Origin of the sequence: Lacrimispora sphenoides JCM 1415, from assembly GCF_900105615.1 — a bacterium.
In the GTDB taxonomy this organism is placed as follows: domain Bacteria; phylum Bacillota; class Clostridia; order Lachnospirales; family Lachnospiraceae; genus Lacrimispora; species Lacrimispora sphenoides.
The window spans coordinates 3,920,388-3,936,295 of sequence record NZ_LT630003.1 but is presented as its reverse complement, the minus strand read 5'-3'; the positions used below and the strand labels follow the sequence as shown (position 1 = coordinate 3,936,295).

13 protein-coding genes are annotated in these 15,908 nt (G+C 38.6%); 10 read left to right on the top strand and 3 right to left on the bottom strand.

Annotated features, from left to right (window positions below; all coding sequences use genetic code 11):
- Nucleotides 1-749 precede the first annotated feature (749 nt).
- The 8 genes from BMX69_RS17780 (at nucleotide 750) to BMX69_RS17745 (ending at nucleotide 11,133) form a co-directional block, all read left to right on the top strand.
- Nucleotides 750-2,063, top strand: a complete 1,314-nt coding sequence (locus tag BMX69_RS17780) for an FAD-binding oxidoreductase (protein WP_100043099.1) — start codon at nucleotides 750-752, stop codon at nucleotides 2,061-2,063.
- A 250-nt stretch (nucleotides 2,064-2,313) separates the two neighbouring features.
- Nucleotides 2,314-2,910 (top strand): TetR/AcrR family transcriptional regulator, encoded by a 597-nt coding sequence (locus tag BMX69_RS17775; protein WP_100043098.1) that lies wholly within the window; start codon nucleotides 2,314-2,316, stop codon nucleotides 2,908-2,910.
- A 13-nt stretch (nucleotides 2,911-2,923) separates the two neighbouring features.
- The gene (locus BMX69_RS17770) at nucleotides 2,924-3,457 is read left to right on the top strand and encodes a GNAT family N-acetyltransferase (RefSeq protein ID WP_100043097.1); all 534 of its coding nucleotides are present in this window, start codon (nucleotides 2,924-2,926) and stop codon (nucleotides 3,455-3,457) included.
- Between the two features lie 178 nt (nucleotides 3,458-3,635).
- Nucleotides 3,636-4,106 carry a MarR family winged helix-turn-helix transcriptional regulator gene (locus BMX69_RS17765; RefSeq protein WP_054791357.1) on the top strand — a complete coding sequence of 157 codons (471 nt, stop codon included), beginning with the start codon at nucleotides 3,636-3,638 and terminating at the stop codon, nucleotides 4,104-4,106.
- Between the two features lie 22 nt (nucleotides 4,107-4,128).
- Entirely contained in the window at nucleotides 4,129-5,481 is a 1,353-nt protein-coding gene (locus tag BMX69_RS17760) for a serine hydrolase (protein ID WP_054791358.1), read from the top strand.
- A 46-nt stretch (nucleotides 5,482-5,527) separates the two neighbouring features.
- On the top strand, nucleotides 5,528-6,028 hold the full coding sequence (locus tag BMX69_RS17755; protein WP_100043096.1) for a C39 family peptidase: 501 nt from the start codon (nucleotides 5,528-5,530) through the stop codon (nucleotides 6,026-6,028).
- A gap of 175 nt (nucleotides 6,029-6,203) precedes the next feature.
- A complete protein-coding gene (locus tag BMX69_RS17750) occupies nucleotides 6,204-7,187 on the top strand; it encodes a hypothetical protein (RefSeq protein WP_100043095.1) in 984 nt (327 codons plus the stop codon).
- Between the two features lie 217 nt (nucleotides 7,188-7,404).
- Nucleotides 7,405-11,133, top strand: coding sequence for a DUF11 domain-containing protein (locus tag BMX69_RS17745; RefSeq protein ID WP_100043094.1), 3,729 nt, complete (start codon nucleotides 7,405-7,407; stop codon nucleotides 11,131-11,133).
- Between the two features lie 206 nt (nucleotides 11,134-11,339).
- Here BMX69_RS17745 and BMX69_RS17740 read toward each other — a convergent pair whose 3' ends face one another.
- The 3 genes from BMX69_RS17740 to BMX69_RS17730 form a co-directional block, all read right to left on the bottom strand.
- Complete coding sequence (locus tag BMX69_RS17740) at nucleotides 11,340-12,755, bottom strand: PQQ-dependent sugar dehydrogenase (RefSeq protein ID WP_100043093.1); 1,416 nt, start codon at nucleotides 12,753-12,755, stop codon at nucleotides 11,340-11,342.
- Nucleotides 12,756-12,898: 143 nt separating this feature from the next.
- Entirely contained in the window at nucleotides 12,899-14,200 is a 1,302-nt protein-coding gene (locus BMX69_RS17735; RefSeq protein WP_100043092.1) for an aminotransferase class V-fold PLP-dependent enzyme, read from the bottom strand.
- A gap of 89 nt (nucleotides 14,201-14,289) precedes the next feature.
- A complete protein-coding gene (locus tag BMX69_RS17730; RefSeq protein ID WP_100043091.1) occupies nucleotides 14,290-14,712 on the bottom strand; it encodes a MerR family transcriptional regulator in 423 nt (140 codons plus the stop codon).
- A 208-nt stretch (nucleotides 14,713-14,920) separates the two neighbouring features.
- On the opposite strand from BMX69_RS17730, the gene BMX69_RS17725 reads away from it, so the two are divergent.
- The gene (locus tag BMX69_RS17725; RefSeq protein ID WP_100043090.1) at nucleotides 14,921-15,547 is read left to right on the top strand and encodes a flavodoxin family protein; all 627 of its coding nucleotides are present in this window, start codon (nucleotides 14,921-14,923) and stop codon (nucleotides 15,545-15,547) included.
- The gene (locus BMX69_RS17720) at nucleotides 15,544-15,900 is read left to right on the top strand and encodes a class I SAM-dependent methyltransferase (RefSeq protein ID WP_330387737.1); all 357 of its coding nucleotides are present in this window, start codon (nucleotides 15,544-15,546) and stop codon (nucleotides 15,898-15,900) included. The genes BMX69_RS17725 and BMX69_RS17720 overlap by 4 nt, the downstream gene beginning before the upstream one ends.
- Nucleotides 15,901-15,908: the final 8 nt, after the last annotated feature.

Sequence of the window (15,908 nt, the reverse complement as noted above, 5' to 3'; positions counted from 1 at the left end):
GTTTAAATGTTAAAAAGTTATATAGCATAATGTTATAATACAAAATCGTGATTCGTAATTCCTGAAAAATACTTGAATAATACTAAGATAAACCTGGTATTGAATGGCTTTTCCATTTCAAAAGTTCTAATGCAAAACGGATAGGACCAGATAATTTATAAAAATACCAGGTTTCCATTAGTATTTTACAGGCGTTTTATAGGCGTTGTCCTTTTTCTTTTTAGGTTTAAACTATAATTGTCAGATGGGTTCAAGCCATCGAACAAAAAAATCAAAAGGAGTGTTATGAAATGAGAGAGTCAAGTCCACTTTTTAAGTCCTTGAAGATTGGTAACAGGGTAGCTCCAAATCGTATCGTGATCAACGCTGTGGAATGCTGCGATGCATTACCAAATGGTGATCCAAGTCCAAATTATTAAGTTTTTAGGTGAAAGATTTATAGAAGTATCAGTTATAAGGGATATCTGTAAGTTTTTTGAGATTGATATATTAATTCCTCACATTATATCATAAGCTACATAAGAATACTATGGTATTTATTGAAATCAAACAAAATAGTAAGTGAAAAACAGAGGATTATTAGGAAAAATGTAAAAATATTTTGACATGTAGATTCGCAGTTTGCAGTTTAGCCAGAAATAATATCGCAATCATATCCGTGTCGACCTTAAAATAATTGTTAAAGTCAAAACAAAAGGCATATGTTATATGTAATGAATAAAAAAGCTGTTTGGAGGCAAAGGACCAAAATGACGAAGCTCACTGGCCGAATTGTTCTTCCAGATGATCCATGTTATGAGATTGCCCGTAGGGATTATAATACGAGATTCTCAAAATATCCCCTGGCTATTGTATTCTGCCAGGACACCCAGGATGTAATTAATGCGGTAAAATGGACAAGAGAGAATTGTATTTCATTACGTGCCCGCAGTGGTGGGCACAGTTATGAAGCTTTTTCAATATTGAATGATGGAATCGTCATAGATGTAAGCGAAATGGATAAAATCATTTTTGATGAAACCAATATGGAAGCAACGATTGGAGCCGGAGCCACCCTGCTGCCAATTTACGAGTTTTTATGGGATAGAGGTGTTACTATTCCGGGAGGAACATGTCCAAGCGTTGGCATTGCCGGCATTACACTGGGAGGGGGATTCGGCATGCTGACAAGAGAGATGGGCCTGCTTTGTGACAACTTAATCACAGTCCAGATGGTCAATGCAGAGGGAGAAGTAATATGCGCTGACCGATGCACGCATTCCGATCTTTTTTGGGCATCCCGGGGTGGCGGGGGCGGAAACTTTGGGATAGTAACGTCATTTATTTTTAAGGTTCATCCAATTTCAGATGTTGCTGTTTATAATATCACCTGGGATTGGTCGGAAGCCAGAGAGGTCATCAAAGTATGGCAGTCTTGGGCGCCGTTTGTTGATGAACGGCTGACATCGATTATAGACCTATTTACCAAGGAAGACGGCCGTATTACTTCTGCCGGTGAATTTTTAGGCAATGAGGATCAACTGAGATGCTTACTAAAACCATTAATTGCCGCAGGCAATCTAATTCAGATAGATATTCAGACAATTCCATATATTGAAGCAGTAATGAAATTTGATGGGGGGCTGGGCCCTCATAAATTTAAAAACACTGGAGCTTTCGTGTATCATAGTTTACCTGATGAGGCAATAGATACCCTGCTTTGCTTTATGGAAACTTCCCCAAATAAAGATAACTCCGTTCAATTTCAGAGTCTGGCAGGGGCAGTCGGGGAGATTCCTCCAGATGGAACGGCCTATTTCCATCGTGATGCAAACTATATCATGCAGTATATAACCCGCTGGAAAGCTGATAAAGAAAAAGAGACAAACATACATTGGGTAGAAAGTCTAAGAAGAGCCATGTTAAAATATGTAAATGGAACCTACGTCAATTGGCCTGATGTTTTTATCAAAGACTGGCCCATGGCATATTATGGTACCAATTATCAGGAACTTATGCAAATTAAATGCAAATACGACCCGGAAAATATATTCCACTTTAAGCAGAGTATATGTCCAGACTAACAGTGACTTAAAAATATAATAATGTTACTTTGATTACTGATATGGAGCAAAGAGATACAATGGAATAAAATTAAAAGTTATGAGATACCGTAAAAACGGTATCTCATTTTTTACCTGGATAATTAGAGGTAATCGGCAATCTCGTATATACCAACAAATGGATAATTTCGTAACAGTATTGACAAATTCATTTTCCAGCCCTATAATAAAATAGACATGTATGTCTACTTTGTGAGGAAAGGAGGTCTTAATGCCGCAGGTAAGCGAAAAATATCTGGAAGCACGAAAAAATAAAATAGCGACAGCAGCGGTGAATGTTTTTGCTAAGAAAGGTTATTCCAATGCTACGATGAAAGATATTATGGATGAAGCCCAGATATCGCGGGGTGGTTTATATGCTCATTTTGAAAACATTGACACTGTTTTTCTGGCCGCGTTAAAATATGATGATTTTTTAAACATCGAATCAGCTTTAAGTCCTGATCCCAAGGAACCCTTATTTCCGCAATTAAAAGATTGGATTCAAAAAACAGTATTGTCAGTGCAAGATTCAGATAGGAATTTAGTACGTGCAAAGTCAGAATTTTTCCTTTCCCATAATGCTTCTGAATTTCCATATTTACAAGAAAGGCATGAAAAGCTAGCAAATGTGATTCAATTATTCATTCATATGGGAATCGAAGCGGGAGAATTTAAAGATACAATTGATGTAAACACTTTTTCCGAATTACTTATTGCAACGATTGATGGAATCATGTTACAGCAATATAATCAATTTTGCTCCGGTATTAATCTTTCTAAAAGGATTGATTTACTGAATACGATGATTGAGCGCATTCTATCTTAAGGAGGATCATTCAATGTTTGAAAACGAAATCATAAAGCTAAGAAAATTATCACTTGATGATTACAATATTTATCATAGTTGGCGAAATGACGTAGAAGTCATGTATACCACCAGCCCCCTGTTAGACATTTACACATTAAAGGATACAGAAGAATTCATCACTTCAATAATTTCTCAGCCTAATGCAAAAAGCTATATCATTGAGCATAAGGAGACGAATCAAGCGGTCGGCATTGTCTCTCTAAGTAATATTGATTATAAAAACCGCTCTGCTGAATGTATTATTGATATTGGAGCAAAAGATATGTGGGGAAAAGGCATTGGTAAAGCGGCTCTTTCTCTGATACTTGAGTATGCTTTTAGCGAACTTAACTTACATCGGGTATTCTTAAACGTGTTCTCGTTTAATGAAAGAGCAATTAAACTCTATGAGAAAATGGGATTTATGAATGAAGGAGTATTACGTCAGGCGTTCTATCGTGCCGGAGATTGGCATGACATTGTTATTATGAGCATCTTAAAAAACGAATATTTTTCTATTAGTTAAAAATAGGCCCCCGCAGGAAGTCACAAGCAAAATTGACTTTTTAAGCGGAGGCTTTTTGCTTGGGAAGTACTATTAAGCATGATATCCACTTTTTATTGATAATCTTACAATTTTACTTGACAAATACATTAGGTGGCTTTATAGTTAAGGCAACTTAAGTAAAATAGGAGGTAAAGCTTTGGTTCCGAAAACAGATCATCAGAATGAAAATGAATTGTTCCATTTGGTTACAGAAATTAATGAGATAACTTATTCCATGAATGCTCGTTTGATGAAAGAGCGTCAATCCTTATTTAATGAGGATCTGTCATCCAAGCAAATGATAATATTGGATTTGGTGAAGAAAGAATCTCAATTATCTATAAGCCAACTGGCTGAAGCAATGAATGTTACTTCAAGTGCGGTTAGCCAGATTGTTTCTAAATTAGAAAAAGAGAAATATCTATTAAGGACAATTAATCCTGATAATAGGAGAGAGATAATTGTGCAGTTAGATGAGAGAGGGCACCAATACTATTCAAAAGAAGAAGAGATTAACAGGGAAATCGTGAATCGCTTTTATTCTCGCATGAAAATGGAGGATATGATACAATTACGAGACATTTTAGTAAAACTCAATTCAATAGTTGAAGAAGAATTATCAAAATAATTGTTAAAAGGAAAATTATATCATGAATGAAAAAAGAGAAATACTAAATAAATTATTTACAGAAATTCAAACAAAACAATTGATGAATGGTACTGTCTTAGTGGCTCAAGACGGCGAACTATTATATAAGGGAGCTTTTGGCGAGGCTGAACTCGATTCAAAACGAAAATTAAAAATAAATTCAATATTTAACTTAGCATCAGTATCAAAACCCATGACGGCTTTGGGTATATTGTTATTGGTACAGGATCATAAACTTTCTCTTGATGACCCTATAGAAAAGTGGTTACCTCATATACCTTATAAAGGGGCTACAGTAAGACAATTATTGAATCACACTTCCGGACTGCCCGATTATTTAGAGTTATTCGAACATCATTGGGATAAAACCCAAATAGCGGTGAACCAGGATTTGTTAGAGCTACTCATTAAGTATCAGCCGGAACGGCTATTCGAGCTGAATGATCATATGGAATACAGCAATACAGGTTATGTGATGCTTGCTCTCATTATTGAAAAAGTTTCGGGGCATTCGTTTGCAGATTATATGAAAACAAATATATTTTTACCTGTAGGAATGCAGGACACAGAAGTATTCTGTCAAAGATTAACTGGGCAGGTTATGGATAACTATGCCTATGGTTATGTGTTTGATGTGTACAAAGGTAAACATGTTTTGCCGGATGAATTTCCTGAAACAGATTTTGTTGTTTATCTTGATGGGATCGTGGGAGATGGTGCGCTTCATTCCACCGTTGACGATCTTTATCTGCTGGACCGGGCATTGAGAGATGGGACACTGATTGATGACACTTTATTGAAGGAAGCCTATTCTCCGTCTTCCCCAAGACTTGATAGTCAATTTAAATATGGACTAGGATGGATTTTAGAGAATGATAAGAAAAGGGGAAGATCTGTGTGGCATAGTGGTGGTTGGCCAGGTTATACCACATACTTTAAAAGATACATTGATCATGATTCTACGATTATATTTTTAAGAAACAAGGAACAGGATTTTGACTTTGAACAATCTATTTTACGTGCAATTGAGAATATACTATTTGATGAACCATATGAGATCCCCAATGTGCTGGAATTTCAAATGGCAAAAACATTAGACCCTGAGATTTTAAACAAATATGTAGGCGAGTACCGGCTGGATGAGAATCCGGAAATGTCTGCAAAGGTTCTGATGAAAAATCAGCGGTTATTCCTTGAACTTCCAGGATCAATGAAACTTGAAATGTATGCGGTTTCAGATACTGAATTTTTCCTTCGCAGCTTATCTGTGACAGTTAAGTTTGCAAATGATGGCATTTATCGTCATTTGACTATTCATGATGGCAGTACCACTCAGACTGCCAGGCGTATTTAAAAAATGAGGTTAAGAACAGGTTGTAATAGAGAGGAGAAAAAATAACTTGTATAAAAATTATTTTATCAGCCAAAATGATCAAAGTTTTTATCCGGAATCTGCATGTGGAATTGCCTGCCTTTCTATGTTATTAAAATATCATCAGATCACAGGTTACGATAATTTTGAGAAGCTTGCTATAGAATTAAACTTTAATGTTTCACCAGAAGAAAAAGGATATGATAATGATGATATGAAATGTGGGACTTACCCTGAAGACATATTTAAATATTTTACTAAAAATAATATCAACTTCAGAATGTCTTTCTATGATGACGAATGGAAGGAATCTCTGAAAAAATCCCCGATTATGGTAATGATGACCGGTAATGAAGAAGAGTTTGGTCTTAGGAATAGTCACTGGATCCTATTAGTGAAAAGAGATAAAGATTTTTTTACGTATCTTGATCCATATGAAACGATGATATCTAATAATTATGTGAAACATATCTGGTCAGGTGATTTTAGAAAATATTATACTGGAATTGCATGTCAGGTAATCAAATAAAGTTGGAGCCATGGAGTGTGAATGGACTGCTGGAAGTTGTAGACGGGAAGATCCGGACAGAAGATTTAAATAAAGATAGAAAGCTGGAAGAGATAATGATATAATATGAATTATTTTATATACGCTGGATCATGTTTATCAACAAAGTCTAACAGTACTGCCATCGGAGGTAATTATGAATAAAAAGAGGCTGTTTACAATTATAGCAACCTGTCTCCTTCTTACAGGTTGTGGGAAAAATGCTTCTACCAATAATCAGAAACAAAATGATAACACGTCCTTGGAAACTTCTGCAGAAAATAGTGTATCCACAGAATCCCAAGAAGAGAGTATACCCATAGCGACAACTACAGCGGATACAACGGCTGCAGCAATCAATAATATTGACTATAAACAATATCTTAAAAAGACATGGGTTAGAAATACTGATTCCGGTTTCCCTGATAATGGCGGCGTATCTATTTTGATTTCGAAAATTGGTGATGGGAAAATCCAAGGGGAGATCAGTGTAGTGGGTAATGCCCCGGCATACAATATGGATATCGCAGAACTTGAGGGAACTGTTATAAATGATACAGCAAAGTGTCAGCTTGTAAATGATTCGAGGAAAAATAAGGGAACTGTTGAACTTTTATTGAAACCTGATAATACCATTGAAGCCACGATCACAATAACCGAGAAATCCGAAGATACAGTCATGCGCCTTCCGGAAGGTACGTTTGAATTTACTCCATATAATCTTAAAGATATAAATGGTTTTGAACTTACCAAAGATCAAACTTTTATGGTGGATTTAAATTCATGGGGCAATGTTAAATTCGTATCAGGAAAATTAGCCGGTGGTAACCATATACCTGTAGAGTTTTATTTAACCAATGAAGAAGGAGATATTCTTTATAATTTCAATGCAGTTCTCCCTTATAGCGTAGATGTAAAAGCAGTTTCATTTCAGGATGTAAATAAGGATGGATTAAAGGATATAATCATAATTGTTGAAGATAACTATGACGGGGCGTCTGGAGAACCATTGGCCGCCGTTTACTTGCAAGAGGCAGATGGTTCGTTTACAAATGACAATGAGCTGAACCAGGAAATAAATGATTCCGGAAACAATAAAGATATAAGTACAATAGCCAGTTATCTTTTAAGTAAATTCTAAAGATAGCAGCGTTAAGGGGTTCCGTGATATCAAATAATATAATCAAAATAAAAACTAAGAGAACTGTAAAAAGGTTCTCTTTTTTTATGCCAAAATTTAAAGAGGATAAAAGGTAAAGTTTGAGTTACGAGAGTAAGTGCAAAAGGACGGGGCTGTCACCAATAAAAGCTTGGCAGAATATTATAGTATTACAGAATTCATATAAAGGAGTGATAATATGGCAACAGTATCAGGTCAAATTATATTTGACAGAAATAGAAGTGCTACTATAGATGCTGGTGATTCTGGAATAGCAAATGTACCCGTTGTATTACAGAATATAACAACAGGTGTCAGGCTTGTAGTTCTTACGGATGCTGCAGGAAATTATGCATTTATTAATGTTCCAAATGGCAGCTATAGAATCGTAGAGGCGTTTGGTACTGCGGGGGGAGTACCAACACCAGGTAATTTTACCCTGGCAGCAGCAGGACCAGTTCCTACAGCTGCAACACCTCCCATTAGTTTCGTCGCGAATCCCCCCGCAGGGTCGACAAACTTGGATTGTTTAACCCCTAACACAATATTAATAACTGTAACAGGAGCAGATATAACCAACCAAAATATACTAAATGGCCCAGTGATTTATACACCGATTACAACGATATTAGACCCATGTACAACTGTATCCAATACTAATCTTATTACAGATGCAGATAACGGAACGTTTGGATTCTTTCCGCCAGGGACACCAGCGAATACAGGACCTGCGGTCGCACCATACCCCAATGTTACACCAGATTTTACGTATGTAGTACCGGATCCAACTAAGTTTACACCAATTGATGGAGAATATACGGTACAAAATCTTATGACAGATGCAATGAGCAATGTTATAGGAGCTTGGTGGCGTATCGCTGACCATACGACAGGAAATGAAACCGGAAGAATGATGGTAGTAAATGGGTTTAACCCTGGAGCCGTATTTTTTAGGTCTACAGTACCGGTTACGCCAAATACTAATTTTTTATTCAGCACATGGATTCTTAATCTTTTTAAAGTAACAGGCTTTCCGCCAGCACAGTTAGGTGTCAGAATCCTGGATCAAAACGGTAATGTACTGTTTCAGCAAGCATTAGGAGTTGAGATTCCAGTTAATATAAACGCACCAGAGTGGAAACAAATAGGAACTGTCATTAATTCTATGAATAACACTCATATTACAGTAGAATTCTTCAGTGAAGGAGAAGCTGTTGTAGGGAACGATTATGCGATTGATGATGTGGCTTTACAGGAAATCTTAGTACCAATATTTACCCCAGTTAAATCAAGCAGCACGTTTACTGCAAATGTGGGCGATATCGTAACGTATACGGTTAAATTAACAAATACGTGTACCAGTCCTCTGACTAATGTATTTTTTAGGGATAATGTACCAGATGGTTTATTATTCATACCTGGAAGTGTATCGGTTAATGGAGTTCCTGAGCTGGGAGTTGATCCTAATATAGGTTTTCCGCTGCCGGATATTCCAGGTGGATCCGTCACGGAAGTGACGTTTCAGGTAAGAGTTGAAGGCATTCCGAATCCGAATCCTGCTATAAATACAGCAACTATCGATTACTCATATACACCTGTTGAGGGTGGCATACCAGGCAACTTTTCAGAAGAATCCAACCCAGTTCCTCTTATGGTTGAAGAATTACCAGGCGAAGCAGACATTGCTGTAGTAAAGCAAAGTGATAATCAGACTGCAGTCCCAGGGCAGTTGTTCACCTATACGATTATAGTTTCAAACTTTGGCCCAGCCGATGCAGAAAGTGTCCTTCTAACGGATAGTATTCCAACTAATATACTCAATCCACAGTTTTCAATAGATGACGGAGTAACTTTCCATCCATGGATCGGAAGCCTTAATTTAGGTACAATAGAGGCAGGAGGGGTAAGAATTGTTCTTATCAGGGGAACTGTGAGCCCAACAGCAACAGGCGTCATTACGAACACAGCAACGGTTAGCTCACCTACACCAGATCCAAATCCAGATAATAATACTTCAACCTTAGAGACTCCGGTAGCGGTCGTCGAGGCAGACGTTGCTGTAGTAAAGCAAAGTAATCAGGTAATTGCAGTCCCAGGAGAGTCGTTTAGCTATACGATAACAGTTAATAATTTTGGCCCAAGTGCAGCAGAAAATGTACTTTTAATGGATAGTATCCCTAGTTCTATTCTTAATCCAATGTACTCAATCAATGGAGGGGTAACCTTTAATCCATGGCCAGGATTTCTCAGCTTAGGAACTTTACCGGCAGGAGCAGAAAGGATTATCATAATTAAAGGAACTGTAAGCCCTGACGCAACAGGCGTGATTTCCAATACAGCAGTCGTTAGCTCCACGACACCAGATCCAAATCCAGAGAATAATACTTCAACGTTAGAAATCCCAGTATCAGCTGTCGAGGCAGACGTTGCTGTAGAAAAACAAAGTAATCAGGCAATTGCTATACCGGGTGAGCCATTTAGCTATACAATTGTAGTGAATAACTTTGGTCCAAATACAGCAGAGAATGTTCTTCTAATGGACAGTATACCAAGTTCTATTCTTAATCCAATGTACTCAATCGATGGAGGAGTAACATTTAATCCATGGCCGGGATTTCTTAATTTGGGAACATTACCGGCAGGAGCAGAAAGAGTTATCATAATAAGAGGAATTGTAAGCCCCGACGCAACAGGCGTGATTTCCAATACAGCAATCGTTAGCTCAACGACCCCAGATCCAAATCCGGAGAATAACACTTCAACGTTAGAAACTCCAGTATCAGCTGTCGAAGCAGATATTGCTGTAGAAAAACAAAGTAATCAGGCGATTGCGATACCAGGAGAACCGCTTAGCTATACAATTGTAGTGAATAACTTTGGTCCAAATGCTTCAGAGAATGTTCTTTTAATGGATAGTATACCAAGTTCTATTCTTAATCCAGAGTACTCAATCGATGGAGGAGTAACATTTAATCCATGGCCGGGATTTCTTAATTTAGGAACATTACCGGCAGGAGCGGAGAGAATTATCATAATTAGAGGAACTGTAAGCCCAACGGCAGCAGGCATTATTATAAATACAGCAACAGTAAGCTCCCCTACACCAGACCCAAATCCGGAGAATAATACTTCAACGACAGAGACGCCAATATTAGCTCCAGCACTGGCAGATGTTTCAATTAAAAAAACTGCAAGCCCCAATCCAGTGGCTCCAGGAGAAATGATAACCTTCACTCTGGTAGTATCCAATGCAGGACCAAATACTGCAGAAAATGTGATTGTAAATGATAATATTTCAGCAAGCATTACAGGACCGGTATTCTCAGTCGATGGAGGGGCAACCTTTAATCCATGGCTGGGCTCCCTTAATATAGGGGCATTGCCGGCTGGAGAATCAAGAACCATTATCATTAGAGGTACAGTAGCAGAATCAGCTTCAGGCTGTATTAATAATACGGCAATTGCAATCTCAGCAACACCGGATCCTAATCTGTTTAACAACGTAGCATCAATATGTGTAGCGGTTGCAGCAGGTGAAGAAACAGAAGCAGACGTTTCTGTAAAGAAATTTGCAAATAAGAAAAAGGCTTGCCGCGGAGCACTGGTGGAGTTTACTATCGTGGTTTCTAATGCAGGCCCGGCAGATGCTCATAATGTTGTTTTAACCGATAGCCTGGCAGACATTCTTAAAAAACCGATGTTTTCACTGGATGATGGTTTTGCTTTCCAGCCATGGCCGGGAAGTGTTAACTTAGGCACAATACCAGCAGGCACCTCAAGAGTCGTTCTTATAAAAGGATGCATACGGCAGACATGTTCTTGTAAAATAATTAATACAGCACAAGTCAGTTCAACAACACCAGATCCAGATCTTAACAATAATACCTCGACAGCTTGTATACTAATATTAAAATGTTGTGACGATTGATCTTGCTGCTCTTCCTGTTAAGATGCAGTGGATGAAATAAGTTCATACCGCCAGCCGTTCATTGGTTGGCGGTATTTTTATGCTCAACATTTGAGACATATGAAACCTGTTCAGATTCACGGAGGGAGGTTAACAAATCATATAATTCCGGCAGAGACTTCTTTAAAGAAACCGGACGCTTCTTATTAGTATTTAACTAAATATATTCATGGAATAATTTCAAAAACAGTACCTTGGAAATGATCCGCTACTTTCATAGATCCATAGACTCCTAAATATAGCCTGGTTTGATCCAGATTAGTTCCCAAGCTAACAAAATAAGCTGATTTAGAGCCAAAATCATAATCAATATCAATCACACTAAAATCCCGAAGTTTACAATCTGCCCTTACTGTGGTATAGGCGAAAGCCCCTCTGACAGGCGGCGGAGCTCCTTCATTCCTGGCAAGATCAGTGAACACAACACTCCCTGTTAAATCTGGGATTTCATTTCCCATATATGGCTGGACTCCGGTAAGCGCAGTTGCCCCAAATTTATCGGGCCGGGGATCTTGGTGAAAATAACTGATAAGAGGCGGTAAGCGTTTTACCGATGTTGTTATTGTTTCATCGTAATAAGCAATTATTTTTTCATTCAAAGCTGGATTTACAGTGCAGTTACTTACTACTGAAGTAGGCAGAGCGCCCTCCCAACCACGCCAGCCAAAGTTAATAAACCCTTCTTGCTCAGGCTCGGTATTCATCATAGAAGATTGGATAAGCTTAGTGACCGGTATGGATTTATAATCAACGAAAGAAAAAATTGACTCTGCCACATCCTGTCCCACATTCCCAACGTATTTGACAAATTGGCTGTTAAACCTTTGAAATGAAATTCCTGTTATATTGCGGACACCTTTGGCAATAACCGTAAGCGTCTCCTGAAAGGAGACAGGAAGTTCCTGAAAGCGTGTAATTACGGGTGGGTTATCATTCAATGTATTCACCGCCACATCAATTTCAATGATTTTACCGGCAATTTCCATATCATCCTGGCTTAAATTAAATGGATCGAAGCCTGCGCCGCCATCTCCGGTTGTTAAAACAAGCCTTCCAGTTTCTGGTGAAAAATTTAAGCTGTTGACACCATTATGATTTAGAAACGGTCGTCTTATACTAAGCAATGTACGGCGTTTTTGAGGTTGGGAATTGGATTGATAGATCCACTCTTCAACGGTATCAATGTGATTATATTGCATTTCCCTATTTGTCCACTTTAAGTTTAAGGTTGCTGGGTCACATGGGTCAGGCTTAAAAGATGTTGGAAGAGCACCTGGGCCCTGCGATCCGGCAACTGAATAATGAAGGTAAAACAGGCCATTCTTATAAAAGTCGGGATGAAACGCTAATCCCAGTAGTCCACGTTCATCATATCCGCCGGAAGAACCCCCCAGTTCTAAAACTCTCGGGCGAATATCTAAAAAAGTTTCTATAGCTCCGTCTCCGATGTAAAATATTTCTCCGATCTGGGTTGCAATAAATAATCGTTCTGCATTATCACCCGGAAGTATGGCTGTTTTTAAAACAGTGGGTAAATTTATATTACCTACTAATGGCTGTAAATGAACCTTAATCTTTACCAATGTCCAAACCCCATTCTAATCATTTTTTAATAAAATATGAATAGAGCTATTATATTAGTACAAGATTTAACATCTGGAAAATACCCGTTTTATTTTCGATGAAAAACAAATAAATAAAATTTACCGGCACTGGTTTGACAGGATCATAGAAATGACTGATACGACGCAAACGAGATCGATGGATTACTAATGGAGAGCAATGCATCAGCCAGGCGGTCGATATCTTCGTAATTATTAAACAAACCAATGGACGCCCTGACTATGCCGTATCCTTCCCCGCTTTGATAGAGAGAAAATGCCTGATCATCTGTAAGCCCAAGCAGTTCTTGAACATATAGATTAGCCCCATTTGTACCTGGCGCGATATCAATGCCGAATCCAAATCCCAGATGGCTGGCAAGTGTCCGGTATGGCATATAATTAAGATTAAATGCCGCAAACGGGGTTCGTGTATTCCTGTATACGTCACCATACAGAGTCAGCCCCGGGATTTGACTTAAACGGCTAATCAGGTACCGGTACAGCCCTTGTTCCCATACCTCAACATTTTTCATTCCGATCTCGTTTAGAAAACGGATTGTCGCACCCATTGAGATGATGCCAAGGAAGTCTGGGTACCCTGCCTCATATCGTTCCGGGGAACCCTTATATATGATTTTTGAACTGCTTACGAATTCAGTAATACCGGCTCCGTATATCAGTGGTTTATATTGATCTAAAAAAGCCCGGTCTCCTACCAGAACACCGCCAGATTGCCCAGTATAAAATTTATGGCCGTCAAAGGACACAAAGTCAATATGGGAGGCGTCGCCGTGAGGTTTCATGGTAAAGCTTTTGTGCTGTACAAGCTGAACTGCATCAACGAATATTCTGGCTCCATACTGATGAGCCATTGCAGCCATGTCATAAAAGGGGGGTATAATGCCTGTTACATTGGAAGCCCCTGTTACGGCTACTAATTTAATTTGACCTCTGTATTGTTCAAGCTTGGCGGCATAGTCGTTCATATCTACGTCACCCTCAGGCGTAACTCTGACAGCCACTGTCTTCATCCTTTCCCGGAAGGGCAGATAGTTGGCCATATGTTCCATTCTTGTCGTAAGGATAATCTGATCCGGGTCGTGCTCATAATAAACCTGGCTGAGAATGTTGATGGCTGAGGTAGTATTCGAGGTGTATATAACAGTATCCAGCGAAGCGTCGGCACCGATAAAATCCGTCACGATATCTCTGACCTCATTATATTTTTCTGTGAGTAAAGCTGATAAAGCGTTGGGTTCATTACCATACGAATAAATAGGAAGGATTTTGTTCAGCTCCTGAATGGCTGGTTTGGCAACAAGAGGTGTTGCAGCATTATTTAAATACACTCTGCTTGTAACACCAAAGTCAGTGTTTATTGGGGTATCGGTTCCATAAAAACAACTTCGCAGATTAGATATCATAAAGATTGATCTCCTTAGATATATACTGTATTATCATATGTTTTTTATGGATGAAATGACACCTGATGGGGAGCCTGCTAAAACGCAGTCTAAAATTCTAACTCATCATCGATATATTCGCAGCAGGTTGGAATTGGTGAGTTCGTATCGTAGGCCTGGCAGGCATCATGGTAATAATCCAGCTTTCGATCAATCGAACGAAGATGTTTTTTTAGATCATCGATTTGCTTTAAAATATCTTCTTTATGATTTTCTAACATATCGTTACGGATATGAAGGGTTTGGCTGCCTTCGTTATGCCAGTCCGTAAATTGCTTTATTTTCTTAATAGGCATTCCGGTATTTTTAAGGCAGCATATAAGAGAAAGCATTTCCATATCATCCTTTGTAAAAACACGGTTGCCTGATTTATCTCTTTTCACGTTAGTGAGCAGTCCTTCACGGTCATAGTATCGTATGGTATAGATTGTCAGATTCATTTTTTTTGCGGCTTGCGCTATGGTATAGTTCACATTTATCACCTCAAATAGTTTTATACAGCTATTATACAGCTTACACTTAGCTCCAGGTCAAGGATAATTATGAAAATATCGTATCGAAGTTGTCATATGATAAGTTATATTGTCATAAAATGTAAATATAATTTTAATTTAGACTATTGACCTACATCTAAGTGTTGGGTCTATACTCTCCGTATATCAAAGAAAGGAGTGTGGATTTATGAAGGTAATAGCAATTAATGGCAGTCCACGTAAAAACGGTAATACAAATCAGGCACTTAAGATCATGGCAGATGAGTTGGAGCAGCAGGGGATAGAAGTTGAAATCATTCAAATTGGTCATCTGGATATCCACGGGTGCATTCACTGTGGATACTGTTGGACTTCCGAAGACAATCATTGTGTTTTTAAAGATGATATTGTTAATGAAACTGCAAAAAAGCTGCGGGAGGCAGACGGTTTCATCCTTGGATCACCGACTTATTATGCAGGAATAGCAGGAACAATGAAAGCCTTTCTGGATAGGGTGTTTTTTACAAGTCCAGGTTACTTCAAATATAAAGTTGCAACTTCCATTTCCGTTGTTAGACGTGCTGGCGGTGTGGATGTAGTTCATCAGCTTAATAACTATCTTAATTTAGCCGAGACTGTTATACCGCCGTCCCAATACTGGACAGTAGCGTATGGCACGGATAAAGGAGAAGTGATACAGGACGAGGAAGGAATCCAGACTATCCGCAAAAACGCCAGGTCAATGGCCTGGCTGCTTAAGATCATTGATGCAGGAAAAGAGAACATACCTGTTCCAGAAGAAGAAGATTATGTTATGACTAACTTTATACGATAAGGGGAATTGCAGCTCTTACCGGATGTGAAATAAGCCAGGAAATGATCAGGCTTGCAGAAAAGAATGCGAGGGATTACGGCTTCGAAAAAAGAACTTCTTATGTGGAAGGCAACTGTATGCTTATGCCATTTCCAGACAGCTCCTTTGATGCTGTTATTTCCAATGGATCGCTTCATGAATGGGAAGACCCCGTAAAGGTTTTTAATGAAATAAACAGAGTCTTAAAACCCCAAGGACTTTTATGCATCACCGACATGCGCCGTGATGTGAACTCTCTGATCAAGTGGTTTATTTATTTCTCAACCAGGCCAAAGGAAATCCGTCCGGGATTTTTAACTTCTTTCAATGCCTAGTATACGGC